The sequence below is a fragment of the Pseudomonas shahriarae genome (genome assembly GCF_014268455.2).
Taxonomy (GTDB): domain Bacteria; phylum Pseudomonadota; class Gammaproteobacteria; order Pseudomonadales; family Pseudomonadaceae; genus Aquipseudomonas; species Aquipseudomonas shahriarae.
Genome location: NZ_CP077085.1, coordinates 2,626,364 through 2,642,551 on the forward strand (window position 1 = coordinate 2,626,364; position 16,188 = coordinate 2,642,551).

The 16,188-nt window shown below is 61.6% G+C and carries 12 protein-coding genes; 9 read left to right on the forward strand and 3 right to left on the reverse strand.

The genetic code is table 11. From position 1 onward, the window contains the following. Positions 1-66 precede the first annotated feature (66 nt). Both HU773_RS11725 and hemN read left to right on the forward strand, forming a co-directional pair. The gene (locus tag HU773_RS11725) at positions 67-1,392 is read left to right on the forward strand and encodes an oxygen-independent coproporphyrinogen III oxidase (protein ID WP_076964892.1); all 1,326 of its coding nucleotides are present in this window, start codon (positions 67-69) and stop codon (positions 1,390-1,392) included. Continuing rightward, a complete protein-coding gene (hemN, locus tag HU773_RS11730; RefSeq protein WP_225923855.1) occupies positions 1,379-2,764 on the forward strand; it encodes an oxygen-independent coproporphyrinogen III oxidase in 1,386 nt (461 codons plus the stop codon). The genes HU773_RS11725 and hemN overlap by 14 nt, the downstream gene beginning before the upstream one ends. A 63-nt stretch (positions 2,765-2,827) precedes the next feature. Here hemN and HU773_RS11735 read toward each other — a convergent pair whose 3' ends face one another. The 3 genes from HU773_RS11735 to HU773_RS11745 are packed head-to-tail and all read right to left on the reverse strand — an operon-like array spanning position 2,828 to position 6,122. Continuing rightward, a complete protein-coding gene (locus HU773_RS11735; RefSeq protein WP_057959854.1) occupies positions 2,828-3,673 on the reverse strand; it encodes a metal-dependent hydrolase in 846 nt (281 codons plus the stop codon). After that, a complete protein-coding gene (locus HU773_RS11740) occupies positions 3,673-4,569 on the reverse strand; it encodes an SDR family NAD(P)-dependent oxidoreductase (protein ID WP_076964895.1) in 897 nt (298 codons plus the stop codon). The genes HU773_RS11735 and HU773_RS11740 overlap by 1 nt, the downstream gene beginning before the upstream one ends. After that, positions 4,566-6,122, reverse strand: coding sequence for a flavin-containing monooxygenase (locus HU773_RS11745; RefSeq protein WP_186626303.1), 1,557 nt, complete (start codon positions 6,120-6,122; stop codon positions 4,566-4,568). Before HU773_RS11745 ends, HU773_RS11740 begins: the two co-directional genes overlap by 4 nt. 299 nt (positions 6,123-6,421) lie before the next feature. On the opposite strand from HU773_RS11745, the gene HU773_RS11750 reads away from it, so the two are divergent. The 7 genes from HU773_RS11750 (at position 6,422) to HU773_RS11780 (ending at position 16,186) form a co-directional block, all read left to right on the forward strand. Continuing rightward, positions 6,422-7,420, forward strand: a complete 999-nt coding sequence (locus HU773_RS11750; RefSeq protein WP_057959851.1) for an alpha/beta fold hydrolase — start codon at positions 6,422-6,424, stop codon at positions 7,418-7,420. 326 nt (positions 7,421-7,746) lie between these two features. Further along, positions 7,747-9,024: an alkane 1-monooxygenase gene (locus HU773_RS11755; protein ID WP_186626302.1), complete on the forward strand. Its 1,278-nt coding sequence runs from the start codon at positions 7,747-7,749 to the stop codon at positions 9,022-9,024. A 146-nt stretch (positions 9,025-9,170) separates the two neighbouring features. Beyond that, on the forward strand, positions 9,171-9,665 hold the full coding sequence (gene praA, locus HU773_RS11760; protein WP_057438657.1) for an alkane oxidation protein activator PraA: 495 nt from the start codon (positions 9,171-9,173) through the stop codon (positions 9,663-9,665). A gap of 129 nt (positions 9,666-9,794) precedes the next feature. Then, entirely contained in the window at positions 9,795-10,310 is a 516-nt protein-coding gene (gene praB, locus HU773_RS11765; RefSeq protein ID WP_076964898.1) for an alkane oxidation protein activator PraB, read from the forward strand. A gap of 125 nt (positions 10,311-10,435) precedes the next feature. Then, a complete protein-coding gene (locus HU773_RS11770; RefSeq protein WP_076964899.1) occupies positions 10,436-11,878 on the forward strand; it encodes an outer membrane protein transport protein in 1,443 nt (480 codons plus the stop codon). 295 nt (positions 11,879-12,173) lie between these two features. Continuing rightward, positions 12,174-14,699: an acyl-CoA dehydrogenase gene (locus HU773_RS11775; protein WP_186626301.1), complete on the forward strand. Its 2,526-nt coding sequence runs from the start codon at positions 12,174-12,176 to the stop codon at positions 14,697-14,699. Between the two features lie 143 nt (positions 14,700-14,842). Next, positions 14,843-16,186, forward strand: a complete 1,344-nt coding sequence (locus HU773_RS11780) for a 3-oxoacyl-ACP reductase (RefSeq protein ID WP_186626300.1) — start codon at positions 14,843-14,845, stop codon at positions 16,184-16,186. Positions 16,187-16,188: the final 2 nt, after the last annotated feature.

Consider the following 16,188-nt stretch of genomic DNA (forward strand, 5'->3'; position numbering starts at 1 on the left):
CATATCAAGGTGCGCTGTCCGGTCGCACCGCACAATGATCCACCGTAGCCAGACCCGGAGGCCGTCATGCTCACTGTCATTCATCCCGCCCGCGAGTGGCGCCTGCGCCGTGACCAAAGCGTGCTGGACCAGGGCCAGGTCGACATCGGCAAATTTCATACGGGGATCGGCTCCCTCGACCTGTTGCGCGCCATGCGCAGCAGTCGCCAGCGCCAACGCCCCTTGGCGCTGAACCTGCAATGGCCGGCGGGCCTGGTGGCCGATGACTACCTGGACGCGTTGGAGCAGGAAATCCACCTGGTCGGTTGCCACGTGGGCGGGCGCCAGCCGGTGGATCAATTCCATCTGGGCGGCGCTACCCCGGCGATGGCCGACCTGCAGCGGTTGATGGCGCACCTGCGCAGTCGCCTGCATTTTCTCGAGCATGACCAGGGTGACTACAGCCTCGACCTCGACCCGCTGCACACCGACTGGGCGACCATGGGCCGCCTGCGTGAACTGGGCTTCAATCACATCAATATCGGCGTGTCGGATGCCAGTAGCGACGTCACACCTTCGGTGGCCGGCTATCAAGACCCGGCGCCCATCCAGTCGCTGATCGACGCGGCGCGCACCCTGGGCTTTCGCTCGGTGAATGTCGACCTCGGGTATGGCCACGCCTGGCAGACCTGCAACAGCTTTGCAGCCAAGCTGGCCAGCCTGATCGCCCTCGAGCCGGACCGCCTGCAAGTGTTCGACTATGCCCAGGCCCCCCGGCGCTACCAGCAGCAACGGGCGCGGGCGCTGTCGTCGAATGCCGACAAGTGCGCGATGCGCGCGATCGCCTTCCAGCACCTGGAAGCTGCCGGTTATCACTACATTGGCCTGGGCCAGTTCGTACGCCCTGACGATGACCTGGCGCTGGCCCAGGAACACGGACGCCTGAGCCGCAATTGCCAGGGCTTTACCCGTCATGGTTACTGCGACCATATCGGCTTTGGCCTGGGCGCCATCAGCCAGCTCGACAACCTGTATGCGCAAAACACCGACGACCTGGCGCGCTATCGTCAGCAGTTGGACAGCGACCTGTTGCCCACCGCCCGCGGCTGGCGCTGCGAGGCGGGCGATCAGATCCGTCAGCATGTCATGGAGCGCCTGGCCTGTGACCTGGAGTTGGATATCCAGGCGCTGGAGCGCCGTTATGGTGTGATTTTTTCCCGCTACTTTTCGGCGATCTGGCCGTTGCTGGAGCATCTGCACCAGGACGGCCTGATCGACTTGTCCGAGCGCTTCCTCTGTGTGCTGCCTGCGGGCCGGCAGCGGGTCGAAGCCCTCTGCGCGCTGTTTGACCGGGCAGGCAGCGCGGTTCCCCCTTGCTCCAACGATGAGACCATCGACCATGAAAGCGTTTGAGTTCAACCGGGCCCTGGTGCAGAAATACGACCGCCCGGGGCCGCGCTACACCTCGTACCCGACGGCGCCGCAGTTTCATTCGGCGTTTGCCCTGGATGACTACCGGCAGGCAGTAGCGGCCAGCAACCAGGGGGCGGCCCCCAAGGCGTTGTCGGTGTACATCCACATACCTTTCTGCCAGAGCCTTTGTTACTACTGCGGTTGCCACAAGATCATCACGCGCAAGACCCATCGCGCCGTGGAGTACCTGAGCTACCTCAAGCGCGAAATCCAGATGCAGGCCGCGCTGTTCGATCGCACGCGGCCCCTGACCCAGTTGCACCTGGGGGGCGGTACGCCGACCTACCTGGACGATGCACAACTGGCCGAGTTGATGGCAAGCCTGGCGCAGGGCTTCAGCCTGGATACCAGCGACAACCATGAGTTTTCCATTGAGGTCGACCCGCGCACCATCAGCGTGGAACGCATCCATAACCTGCGCGGGCTGGGCTTCAATCGCCTGAGTTTTGGCGTGCAGGACTTTGATGCCGATGTGCAGGCGGCGGTCAATCGCGTGCAGAGCGAAGAGCAGATTGTGCAGTTGGTCGCGGCCGCCCGGCAGGCACGCTTCAAGTCCATCAGCGTGGACCTGATCTACGGCCTGCCATTGCAGACCGTGGCCAGTTTCGACGTGACCCTGGGCAAGCTGATTGCCCTGCGCCCGGACCGTGTGGCGGCCTACAGCTACGCGCATTTGCCCACGCAAATCCGCGCCCAGCGCATGATCCGCCCCGAAGACATGCCACCGCCGGAGCGCAAGCTGGAGCTGCTGGAGTTGACCATTCGCCGGCTGACCGAAGCGGGTTATGTGTACATCGGCATGGACCACTTTGCCTTGCCCGACGACGAACTGGCCCTGGCCCGGGCCAATGGCACCTTGCAGCGCAATTTCCAGGGCTACTCGACCCATGCCGATTGCGACCTGATCGGGCTGGGCGTGTCGGCCATCGGCAAGGTGGGCGACAGCTACAGCCAGAGCGTCAAGGAGTTGTCCCAGTACTACGCGCGGATCGACGCCGGGTTGTTGCCGGTGCAGCGCGGCTACCGCCTGAACGCCGATGACGTGTTGCGCCGGGACGTGATCAACGGCCTGATGTGCCATGGGCGCATTGACTTTGCCGGGGTCGAGGCGGGGCATGCGATCCGCTTTACCGAATACTTTGCCCAGGCGTTGTCACAGTTGGATGAGCAAGTGGCGGATGGTTTGCTGCATGTCGAGGACGATGGGGTGCAGTTGCTGCCCCAGGGGCAACTGATGGTGCGCAGCGTGGCGATGGCGTTTGATGCGTACCTGGGTGGGCAGCAGAAGGGGCAGTTTTCCCGCACGGTCTGACTACCGAATCCACCCTTGTGGCGAGGGGACAAGGCCCCTTGCCACAGCCCCCCTCACCACGGCTCAGGTATAGGCGCCTGCCGCGCCGTTGGTGCGCTCAATCTCTTCCACCAGCTTATCAATCCCCTCCAACCGTGCCCGGTTGTCGTGATCCCACGGATGAAACCCCGGCTTGAAATAATGCAGCCACGGCCGCGCCATGCGCGGGAACACGCCCTTGGGCCCGTAGAGAAACTTCAGCATCCGCCAGAAACCCTTCAGATGCCCGCCCGCGCGGCGATCGGCGATCAGCAGGCGCAGGTGGAAATCAAACACCACCAGCCAGAAAAACACCGTGGTGAACAGCATGGTCCCGGTGCGCAGTAGATAGCGCTTGGGCCCTGGTTTGATCACGCTGTTCCACACATCAAAGGCCACGGCCTTGTGCTCGGTTTCTTCGAGGGCGTGCCAGTACCACATCTGTTGGTAGCCTTTGAGCGAATCACCAAAACGCGTGGGGTCGCTGAGCAGGATTTCCGCGAGCATCGCCGTGTAGTGTTCCAGGGCGATGGTCACCGCCAGGTTGAAGGACGGCGGCAAGTGCTTCTTTTGCAGGTCGAGCATAAATTTCAAGCGGCGGTCCAGCAGGTGGGCCGGCAGCCCGGCGGCTTGCAGCAGCTCGTTGTAGGCCACGTGCTCGCGGCTGTGCATGGCCTCCTGGCCGATAAAACCCTGGATCTCCTTTTTCAACGCCGGGTCGTCGATGCGCTGGCGATAGTGGCGCACGCTGTCCATGAAGAACAATTCGCCCTGGGGAAACAGCAACGACAGGGCATTGAAAAAGTGCGTGATGAACGGGCCTTGCTCGTGCCAGTCCTTGATGCGTTCGGCAGGCAGGGTAAAACGCAGGTCGCGGCGAATGGGCAGCATTATGGCGACTCCTGTTCAGAGAGGGGGGAGGGTGGCAGGGCCTTGCGCTGTTTCGGTGCCATGCGCCGGCTGGCGAACACCACCAGCCCTTGATAGGCCGCCGGCAGCCAGCGCGCGAGCAGATCCAGGGCGTAGGCGTCGCGGCCGATCAGCACGCGGCGCTTGTTCTTGCGCACGCCCTGCAGGATGACCTTGGCGGCCTGGTCGGCATCGGTGATAAACAGTTTTTCGAAGTCGGCGCGGGCCTGTTGTTCGCTGTGGATCAGGAACCCGGTCATGTTCGCGTCGATCCGGCTGCTGCGGCAGATGTCGGTGCGGATCCCACCGGGATGCACGCAGGTGGCCGAGACGCCGCTGCGTTGCAAATCCAGTTCCTGGCGCAGGGACTCGGTAAAGCCGCGCACCGCGAACTTGGTGGCGTTGTAGCCGCTCATGCCGGGCTGGGCGAACAGGCCGAACACGCTGGAGGTGTTGACCACATGCCCCTCGCCGCTGGCCTTGAGGTAGGGCAGAAAGGCCTTGGTGCCGTACACCACGCCCCAGAAATTAATGCCGACGATCCACTCCAGGTCGGCGTAGTCCACACCTTCCACGGTGCTCGACAGGGCCACCCCGGCATTGTTGAAAATCAAATTCACCTGGCCGTGTTCTGCCGCGCAACTGGCGGCCCAATCCTCCATGGCCTGGCGGTCGGCAACATCCACCTCCCTTGACGTCACGCGGATCGGCGCCAGGCTGCTGCGCTGGATCAGCTCCACGGTTTGTTGCAGGCCGGCCTGGTTCTTGTCCGCCAGGGCCAGGTGACAACCCTCGCGCGCCAGGGCCAGGGCCAAGGCGCGGCCCATGCCGGACGCGGCACCGGTGATGGCCGCCACGCGGCCATTGAATGACTTCATGACAGGCTTCCTTCTGCGGTGGCATGGGGTGGCGCGACGGGACGCGGTGTGGCGCCGGTCAATAGTGGCGTGACCTGATAATCGCGCAGGGCGAACTGGCGGGTGACCTGTTTGAAGCGCCAGGTCGAGCCGGGCCACAACGTCGTATTTTTGCCGGTGCGCGGGTCGAGGTACCAACTGCGGCAGCCGCCGGTGTTCCAGATAGTGCGCTGGAGTTTTGCCTGGATTTGCTGGTTGTAGGCGCTTTCCACGGCTGGCTTGACCTCGACCGTGGCGATTTGCTGGCGGCGCATCTGTTGCAGGGCATCGAGGATGTAGGTGACCTGTGCCTCGATCATCAGAATCATCGAGTTGTGGCCCAGCCCGGTGTTGGGCCCGACGATCAGGAACAGGTTCGGATAGCCCGGCACGGTGGTGCCCTTGTACGCATGGGCGCCATCGCGCCAGGCCTCCATCAGGTCAATGCCGCCGCGCCCGATGATGCAGTCGCGGGGCAGGGGGTCGGTAGCCTGGAACCCGGTGCCGAAGATCAGGCAATCAGCCGGGTGCTTGATGCCATCGGCGGTGACGACCCCGTCGGCCTCGATTCGCAGTACAGCGTCGGTGACCACTTCGACATTGCTGCGTGAGAGCGCTGGGTAGTAGTCGTTGGAGATCAGTACGCGCTTGCAGCCGATGGTGTAATCCGGCCGCAGGACTTTGCGCAGGGAAGGGCGTGCCACTTGTTTGTGCAGATGGCGCACGGCGATTTTTTGCACCACTTTCATCAGGCGCGGGTGCAGCGCAAAGCCCACCACCCGACCTTCCAGAGCCCAGTAGAAAGCCCCGCGCACCAGGCGCTGGGTGAACGGCAGATGCTTGAACACCCAGCGCTCAAAACCTGAAATGGGGCGGTCCGGCTTGGGCATGATCCACGGCGGGGTGCGCTGGAACAGGTCCAGGTGCGCCACGTGGGGGGCGATACGCGGCACGAACTGGATCGCACTGGCGCCGGTGCCAATCACCGCCACACGCTTGCCCTGGAGTGAATAGTCGTGGTCCCAGTGCTGGGAGTGAAAGCGCTTGCCCTTGAAACTGTCCAACCCCGGAATATCCGGCAGTGCCGGGCGGGACAGTCCCCCCATCCCCGACACCAGTACCCGTGCACTGACGCGGCGGCCATTGCTGAACTGCAATTGCCAGCGTTGCAGTTGCTCGTCGAACACCGCCTGTTGCAGGCCCATGCCAAAACGCAGGTACGGCGCCAACTCAAAGCGCTGTGCGCAATGTTCCAGGTAGGCACGGATTTCCGCCTGGGGGGCGAACTGGCGGGTCCAGTCGGGGTTGGGCGCAAAGGAAAACGAATAGACGTGGGATTGCACATCACAGGCGCAGCCCGGGTAGTGGTTGTCGCGCCAGGTGCCGCCCAGGGAGTCGGCCTGTTCGGCAATAAAGAAGTCGTCGAGCCCGGCTTGCTTGAGTTTGATCGCCATGCACAGGCCGGCGAAGCCTGAGCCAATGATCGCGATATCGACGCAATCTGCCGGGCCGCTTGGCTGGGTAGAGGCATTCATAGGGTGTCCCTCGTGGGCTGTGGGCGCCTTACGGGTGTTGACATCGGATGTGCTCCTTTTTTGTTTTGGCTTTTAGATAGAACACCATTGCAAAGAAAAATTGTATTTATTATTTTAAAAAAGATTTTTAATAATCTACCTGAAAATGTCGTCTACGCTAGACCCTTGTCCTTTATGTGCGATTTGTCCGACGGACGAACGCTTGACGCACGCAGTTGAAGTCCAGGGTGTGGACGATGGCTGAGGTCTTGACCAATACCGGTCGGATCGCCAGCAGCAGGGAAGCAGAGGACCGAGCTATGGCTGTCGAATGGGTTGTCGCTGCGGGTGTGTTTATGGCTGCCAGTGCGGCGTTATGGGGCTTGAGTGCCTGGATGACGCGCCGTATCGAAGCGGCTGTTCCAAGTAACGGGCGCTTTCTGGAAGTGGATGGCGAGCGCTTTCATTATGTAGACGAGGGCAAGGGCCCGCCGCTGGTGATGATCCACGGCCTGATGGGCAGCAGTCGTAACCTGACCTATGCCTTGGCCGCACAACTGCGCGAGCACTTTCGGGTGATCACCCTGGACCGACCCGGCTCAGGCTATTCCACCCGCCGCAAAGGCACCGGTGCCGACCTGCCAAGCCAGGCCCGGCAAGTGGCGACCTTTATCCAGACCCTGGACCTGGGCCAGCCCCTGGTGCTGGGGCATTCCCTGGGCGGGGCGATCTCCCTGGCCCTGGCCCTGGACCATCCCCATGCGGTGTCCGGGTTGGTGCTGGTGGCACCCCTGACCCATCCCCAGCGCATGCTCCCCCTGGTGTTTCTGTCGTTGGCGGTGCGCCCGGCCTGGCTGCGGCGCTGGGTGTCGCGCACGCTGACGGTGCCCATCGGCATGCTCACCAGTGGTGCGGTGGTCAAGGGCGTGTTCGCTCCCGACCCGGCGCCGGCCGACTTCGCCACCCGTGGCGGCGGCCTGCTGGGGATGCGCCCCGATAACTTCTATGCCGCTTCCACCGAAATCAGTCTGGTCAACGATTACCTGCCCGAGATGGTCAAACGCTACCCGCAACTGCGCCTGCCCATCGGCCTGATCTATGGCTCGCGGGACAAGGTGCTGGACTTTCGCAAGCACGGCCAGGCCCTGGCAGACAAGGTGCCAGGGCTGAAGCTGCAGCTGGTCGAAGGCCGTGGCCATATGCTGCCAATCACCGCCACCGAGCGCGTGGCGGCACTGGTCGAGCAGGTGGCCAAGCGCAGCAAGCCGGTGGCAAGCGCCACGGTGTTGCACCCGCCGTTTGCGCTGGCGAGTAAATAATCGTGAACCCCACGGCGTGGTCGAAAGTCGCTGACGCTTGCCCTAGACACCTGACCGAACGGATGAAAAAGAGACTGGCCGGTCACGTAAAAAAGGCCCCGAAAAAGTAGTTGACGACCTATCGATTCCGCGCTATTTATTTAAAAAAATATTTCAATATTTATTTTGAAATGATTTTTGAAATGCCTAAGAGCGAATAAAATAATGAAAAAAACGCCTTTTATCGCATGGTTTGTTTCAAGTGGCCGTCAGTGCCGCCTGAACCGCTTTTCTGCCTCTTTTGCTTCGCTCTCACTCTCTGCCGCGCAGTGCGCCCGGAGGTTGCCATGAATCAGACCCTGGCCGCCCCCCACGTCTGGACCGACGGCAAGCGCCACCTGTGGTGGCTCGGCATCATGCCTCTGGCGACCCCGCTGCTGTCCGGCGCCCTGGCTATCACTACCGGCGTACAACAACTGTGGTGGGTCGGTGTACTGGTGATTTTCGGCCTGATCCCGCTGATCGACGGCCTGCTCGGCGAAGACGTCAGCAACCCGCCGGAATCCGCTGTCAGCGGCCTTGAATCGCAGAAGTACTACCGCTGGATCGTCTACACCGGGGTGTTGTTCGTTATTTCCTCGGTGGTGATCACCGGTTGGCTGGCCGTCAGCGGCATCGACTGGATGATCAGCGGCGGGCTGCTGCAACTTACCGCCTCCCTCGATCCTTCGAGCTGGATGGCGCAAACCGCCAGCTTCCTGACGGCCCGGGTGCAGTTGCACGGTGAGGTCAGTGGGTTTACCTACCTGGGCATGGCCATGTCCACCGGCGCTGCCACCGGCATCGCGATCAACACCGCCCATGAACTGGGGCACAAGCCGCGCCTGCTGGAGATTGTGCTGGCGAAGATCACCCTGGCGCCGACCTTCTACGGGCACTTCTACACCGAACACAACCGTGGCCATCACGTACGCGTTGCCACCCCGGAAGATCCGGCCAGCTCGCGACTGGGGGAGAGCTTCTGGGCCTTCCTGCCGCGCTCGGTGTGGTTCAGTGCGCGCTCGGCCTGGAACCTGGAACGCGAACGCCTGCGCAAGCTCGGCCTGCCGGCGTGGCACTGGAAGAACGGCGTACTCAGCGCCTGGATGTACAGCGTGGTGTTGTGGGGCGCGATGATCGCCTGGCTGGGCATGGCGGTGATTCCCTTCCTGTTGATCCAGGGCATCTACGGCTTCTCGTTGCTGGAAGTGGTGAACTATGTCGAGCACTACGGGCTTAAACGCCAGAAGTTGCCTAACGGCCGTTATGAACGGTGTTCGCCGCGCCACTCGTGGAACAGTAACCGTATTGTCACCAATATCTTTCTGTTCCAGTTGCAGCGCCACTCTGATCATCACGCCAACCCGACTCGCAGTTATCAGTCGTTGCGCCACTTTGATGAATCGCCGCAACTGCCGTATGGCTACGCCAGCATGATTGTCTGGGCCTATATCCCTTACTTATGGCGCCGGCGTATGGATCACCGGGTACTACGGCATTATTCGGGGGATGTCACCCTGGCCAATATCCAGCCATCCAAACGCTTGAAGATACTGGAGCAGTACGGCAAGACCAGCACCTTCTAATGTGAATTAACTGTTGTAGGGCGCACTCGGGATCTGTGTATCGCGCAGGTTTTCATCGCCCACGGTTTGCCGGTTTCGAGTGCTGCTTAGTTGCAAGAAAGTTGTTTGACCCTAACAAAAATAAAATCAAGGGAAGGACGTACACCATGCAAACACCTGCCAAGTTCACTGCGCATATCGTGCTCGCTGCACTGGGGCTTATTGCCTATCACCAGGCCCAGGCCGCCCGTATCGAACCCGCCGGCAGCGCCTTCACTGCCCAGGGCCCCATCAGCTTTTCCAAGGGCGCGCTGATCAGCGCCGACTGCACCATCAAGGTGGCCGGCAAGGTCGCGGCCGATGGTTCGCAAGTCAATGTCGACAAGGTCGAGTTTGACGGTGGCCTCAAGTGCAGCCGCGTCGAAGCCATCAACCTGCCGTGGATATTAGTGGCCAGGGATGCCAGGAGCGGCTCCATGTCGAAGATCAGCGTCGATGTGCACGCCTTTGGCCTGGGCGGCAAGTGTGGCCCGTCCACTGCCGAAGGCACCTGGGATAACGCCACCGGCAAGTTGGAAGCGGTCAATGTGCCGATTGGCGAAGACTGCAAGATCAAAACCGTGTCGATCAAGATGCCGCCGACGTTCAAAGTCGTCGAGTAAACCCCCGAATTTGTAGCGGTAAATGAATTGAAATTTGGCTGGAAAGGGAAGTTCTGCTGTTTCTCCGTGACCTCTCGATCATGGCCATTACCCCGGCGAAATGACTCGCCATACATGTGAGGAAAAATAATGAAAAGTTTGAAAACCCTCGTTTGTGTAAGTTCGTTTGCTCTGTGCTTTGGCGCGGCTTCGATGGCCAGTGCGGCGTCTTTTAGTCCAATTGGAGCGACGTTTACTACAGGGGCGACTGGGAGCATTGTTGTTAAATCACCTTCGTCGTTTCAGCAGCCCGTAACATGTAAGGCTGTATTCGAAGGCAAGGTGCGCCCTGATGGTAAGGCAGATATCACCAAAGTAACTATCTCTCCAGGATCAAGCGTGCTGTGCAACCTACCCAATATCACTGGTTTGCCTTGGTTGCTGGAAGCCACCAGCACAAGTGCCGGTAAAGCTTACAACGTTGGTTACACGATCACTTCGTTCCCTCCAACCAACTGCGGCCCTACGGCTATCGATGTAGCGCTGGCCTCAACCCCAGCTCCGTCTCCAAGTATCACTCTTGCTGCGACCAACCAGCCGCTTAGCGGCAGTTGCACGGTGGTGACACTGAACGTAGGCGCTACCGGCGTCACCATTGTTCCTTGATGCCGGCACTTCGGAAATAGGCTTGATCACCCGGTGAAAAACAGGTGCCTCGTCAGAGGCATCTGTTGAGGTAAAGCCGTTCGGTCCAACCGGCTGTGACAAATAAAAACAATAAGGAGTGACGCATGAATAATATGAAGCAGCAGGCCCAGGCGTTGTTAGGCCTGGCATTGTTGGGCGGGCTGATCGCCTCAGCGGGAACCGTTCAGGCGGGTGGTTTCATGACGCCAACCGCAAACACTGCTGGTTGGGGCCGGGCGTTTGGTGGGGGGTCGATGTTCAAGAACGACCCGTCATCGGCGTACAACAACCCTGCTGCCATGGCTTTCATTGACAAGACCATTTCGCAGTTCACCATCAACTACGCAAACATCGACATCAAATACAAAGGGTCGGCGTATGACTACGCTGGCAATCCGACGTCCAACACGGTCTATGATCCCAATACTGGCGAGTTAACATCGACACCTCGCACCGGTAATGGCGGTCAAGGCGGCTTCGAAGCGTGGGTACCCACTGGCTTCATGGTGATCCCGATCAACGATCGTTTTGCCTTTGGTTTGAGCCAAGTGGTGCCGATGGGCGCGCGCACAACCTGGGATGAGGATTGGAAAGGTCGCGACTTCGCGGTGGACACCCGCATCGAAACCGTGGGCCTGACCGGCTCCCTGTCGTTCAAGGTCAATGATGAGTTTTCCATCGGTGGTGGTGCGATTCTCCAGCACACCAAAGGCTTTGTGAGCCAGAACGTCGATCTGTATGCCGCTGCTGCGCAGTCGCCGGACTTCGGGATGATTCCGTTCCCGGCCGGCCAGGGCTTCGCCTTGATGCGGGTCAAAGTCGACAATAACTCCCTGGGTTGGTTTGCGGGGATGACCTGGAAACCCACGGCGCAGGACACCCTGGGCTTGAACTATCACGCCAAGATCAAGAACAAGCTGGAGGGAAAGTACAACATGTACGCCGATCCAGGCTCGGAAGGGCTGATGACCACCCCGGTGGTCGACGGTAAAACCCTGGTCGAGTTGGCTTACCCTGGGCTGAAACTGTATCCGGGCGGTGCCAATGCCTCCACGCAACTGGATATCCCTGCCAACGCGTCCCTGGACTGGGTACACGACTTCTCTGACCGCCTGGCCCTGGGCGCCAGTGTGACCTGGACCCAATGGTCCTCCTTCGAGGCGCTGACCTTGAAGTCCAATGGCAGCACCATCGTGTCGATCCCGTACAAGTACAAGAACACCTGGATGTATTCGTTCGGCGGTGACTACAAACTCACGGATGACTTTACCGTGCGTGCCGGTGTGGCCTTCGACCAGACCCCAACCCGCAACTCCACCCGTGACCCGCGTATCCCGGATGGGGATCGCACCTTCGCTTCCCTGGGCTTTGGCTACAACATCCGCGCCATTCCGGGCCTGAGCATCGACGGCGCGTATTCCCGCCAGTTTGTGGAGACCGTCAAGCTCAAGACCAAGAACGTTGACCGTCTTGGCGCAGCGTCGCTGGATGGCAAATCCGAGGCCAAGGGCGAAGTGGTCAGCCTGTCGGCTACCTACGCCTTCTGACCTGGGGTTGTATCTGCGTAGTGCCTGGGTAAACGCGTAGTCAGCGCATCTTTCTACTGCGTTTACCCGGTGCTCCACCTGTGGGGCGCCCACGCGACCCCTGGTGATTTCCTTCTCCCTTTAACACTTCGGCTGACGCGTTCGGCCGAGAATTATTTCGCAAAGACATTAAATAAAAATTTCAAAACAAAATTTGAATTTGGCTTTTCAAGTTTGTAGTGTGGTGATCAGTCGCAGGCCGTACCGACCTGCTGCTGTGCGTGCCGTGCCCTGAATAATAAGTAGAGGTATCTCCATGGTTATCTGGTTATTGGCGGGACTCGCTGTGGCGACTGCCCTGGCGTATCGACAAGCGGCAGCCACCCTGTGGCTGGGTGCTGGCCTGGCCTGGTTGGCGGGCGGCTATCTGTTCAATGTGGTTGCAGGGTTTGGCCTGAGCGTTGCGGCGTTGCTGGTGGTGGTACCGGCGCTGCTGATGAGCATCAAGCCCCTGCGTCGCACACTGTTGACCAGCAGGGCCCTGGGCCTGTTTCGCACGATCATGCCGGCCATGTCCGACACTGAACGCGCGGCTATCGAGTCCGGCACCGTGTGGTGGGACGCCGAGTTGTTCAGCGGCAAACCCAATTGGCCGCGCCTGCTGCAAGCCGCGCCGGCACGCTTGAGCGCCGAAGAACAGGCCTTTCTCGACAACGAAGTAGAAACCCTCTGCGACATGGCCAACGACTGGGAAACCACCCAGGTCTGGCAGGACCTGTCGCCCGAAGGCTGGCAGTACACCAAGGACGCCGGCTTCCTCGGCATGATCATTCCCAAGCAATATGGCGGCAAAGGCTTCTCCCACTATGCCCATTCGCAAGTGGTGATGAAGCTGTCGACCCGTTGCTCGGCGGCAGCGATTTCGGTGATGGTCCCCAACTCCCTGGGCCCCGCCGAACTGTTGCTGCATTACGGCACCGACGCCCAGCGCAATTACTACCTGCCGCGCCTGGCCCGTGGCGAAGACATCCCGTGCTTTGCCCTGACCAGCCCCTATGCCGGCTCCGACGCCGGGGCGATTCCCGACCTGGGCATCGTCTGCAAGGGTCTGCATGAAGGCCAGGAAGTGTTGGGCTTCAGCGTGACCTGGGACAAGCGCTATATCACCCTCGGCCCCATCGCCACGGTGCTGGGTCTGGCCTTTCGCGCCGAAGACCCTGACGGCCTGCTGGGCCAGCCCGGCTCGCTGGGCATCACCTGCGCGTTGATCCCCACTTCCCATCCCGGGGTGAACAGTGGTCGCCGCCATTGGCCCCTCAATGCGGTGTTCCAGAACGGCCCGACCACCGGCAAGGACGTGTTTATCCCCCTGGAGTGGGTGATCGGCGGCCGCGAGCAAGTGGGCAACGGCTGGCGCATGCTGATGGAATGCCTGGCCGCCGGGCGCGCGATTTCCCTGCCGTCGGCCAACGTCGGCCTGGGCAAGGTGGCGGTACGCGGTACCACGGCCTACGCGGCGATGCGCAAGCAGTTCGGCCTGCCGATTGGCAAGTTTGAAGGGGTGCAGGCGCCCCTGGCACGTATGGCCGGGCACCTGTATGCCTGCGATGCGGTACGCAAAGTGTCGGTGGCGTCGTTGGATGCCGGCGAGAAACCCTCGGTTATCTCGGCAATTGCCAAATACCACGTCACCGAGCGTGCGCGGATCATCGTCAACGATGGCATGGACATCGTCGCCGGCAAGGGTATTTGCATGGGGCCCAACAACTTCCTGGCCCGTGCCTATCAACAAAGCCCCATCGCGATCACGGTGGAAGGCGCGAATATCATGACCCGCTGCCTGATCATCTACGGTCAGGGCCTGATCCGTTGCCACCCCTACGTGTTCCGAGAAATGGAAGCGGCGCGCAACACTGATAATCGCCAGGCGTTGCTCGAGTTCGACAGCGCCATGTTCGGTCACCTGAGTTTTGTGCTGGCCAACACCGTACGTGCGGCAGTGCATTCCCTGACAGGCGGACGGCTGATTGGCGTACCGGCCAAGACGGATCCGGCGCTGGCGTCCTACTACCGCCAGGCCAATCGGCTGTCGGTGGTGCTGGCGTTGATTTCCGATATTTCCATGGGCGTGCTGGGCGGCGCGCTCAAGCGCAAGGAAAGCATCACCGGGCGCCTGGGCGATATTCTGTCCCAGCTCTACATCCTGTCCTGCGTGCTCAAACGCTTTGAGGACGATGGCCGGCCCCAGGCCGACCTGCCGTTGGTGCATTGGTCGGCCCAGGATGCCTTGTTGCGGGCCCATGAAGCCCTGGCCGAGGTGCTCGACAATTATCCTTCGACGCCGGCTGCGGCAGTGATGCGTGGCTTGAGCTTCCCGTTCGGCATTCCCCAGCGCAAACCCTCCGACCGCCTGCTGGCCCAAGTGGCCGAGCTGGTGCAGACCCCGGGCGAAAGCCGCGACCGTTTGCTGGCCAATTCCTACATCCCGCGTCCGGAAGTCGACAAGCTGGCCTATGGCGAACTGGCGTTCCGCCTGCTACCCCAGGTGGAGTTGATCGAAGGGCGGCTCAAGGCGGCGGTCAAGCAAGGCACCCTCGGCCCGATGCCGATCAGCAGCACGGCCTTTACCGCCTGGCGCATCAAGGCCCGCGCCCTGGATTTGATCAGCGCCGACGAAGACGCCTTGCTGGCGCGCTATGTGGAATACGCCGATCACGGCATCCAGGTGGACGACTTCCCACAGGACTTCGGGTTGCTGGAGGCCTTGCAAAAGCGCCAGCAAACGTTGGAACAAGCGGCCAAACCCAGCAGCAAAAAACGTGAAAACGCCCCGGTGAACTAGAAACGAGCGCGCTCAATGGGGGAGCGGGCTTGCCTGTGATAGCGGTGTATCTGCGCCACAGATGCAATCGGATCCACCGCCATCGCAGGCAAGCCAGCTCCCAAAAGGGGTTGGATTTGCAGGTCAGGAAAACGGATTGATTTATGAGCGACAGCTACCTTTCTTTTGTTAATTCTGCCTGGGGCCGTCGTCTGGCCCAGGCTATCGGCTTGCCGCAACCCTTGGCCCTGCAACGTCACCGCAGCGGCCAGCAGGGCCTGGCCAACCCGGTGATTATCGCTGGGGCAGGGCGCCTGGCGGACGAAGTGCGGCGCCTCTTCAAGGCCACCGACACCGTGCCGGCCCAGGCCGCCACGCTCAAGGCGCCGTCCACGGTCAAGGTCCAGGGCGCGGTGTTCGATGCCAGCGCCGTGGTCGACCTCAAGCAACTGGACGAACTCTACGAATTTTTCCATGCCAACGCCCGGCGCCTGGGGCCGCACGCGCGGGTGGTGCTGCTGGGCACCGCGCCCGAACACTGCCAGGACTTGCCCCAGGCCATCGCCCAGCGAGCTCTGGAGGGCTTGGTGCGATCCTTGGCCAAGGAGCTGCGGCGGGCGATCACCGTGCAGTTGATCTATGTCGCGCCGGGTGCCGAGCAGGCCCTGGACAGCAGCTTGCGCTTCTTCCTGTCGCGGCGTTCGGCCTATGTCTCGGGGCAGGTGGTGCGCCTGGAAAAACCGGTCGATGCCGCCCCCGCCATCAACTGGGACAAACCCTTCAGCGGCCGCCGCGCCCTGGTCACTGGGGCCTCCCGTGGCATCGGCCTGGCCATCGCCCAGGTGCTGGCCCGTGACGGCGCGCACGTGGTGTGCGTGGATGTGCCGCAAGCGCTGCCCTCCCTGGAGCAGGCGGCCAGCAGCGTCGGCGGCCAGGCCTGGGCGCTGGACATCACCGGCGCCGATGCGCAGCAGCAGTTGCAGGCCTATGTGGCCGAGCATGGCGCGTTTGATGTGGTGGTGCACAACGCCGGGATCACCCGCGACAAGACCATCGCCAAGATGACCGAAACCGCCTGGCGCAGTGTGCTGGCAGTCAACCTCGAAGCGCCGTTGCAGTTGAGTGAAGCCTTGTTGCAAGGGCAGGGGCTCAAGGCCGGTGGGCGGATTGTGTGCGTGTCGTCGATCTCCGGGATCGCCGGCAACCTGGGGCAAAGCAACTACGCCACCTCCAAGGCCGGGGTGATTGGCCTGGTGCAGGGCCTGGCGCCAGTGGCGGCGGCGCAGCAGGTCACGGTCAACGGCGTGGCGCCGGGGTTTATCGAGACCCAGATGACCGCGAAAATCCCGCTGATGATTCGCGAAGCGGGGCGGCGCATGAACTCCCTGTCCCAGGGCGGGCAACCCATCGACGTCGCCGAAACCATCGCCTGGCTGGCGCACCCGGCTTCGGGCGGGGTCAACGGCCAGGTGGTGCGCGTATGTGGCCAAAGCCTGTTGGGAGCCTGAGC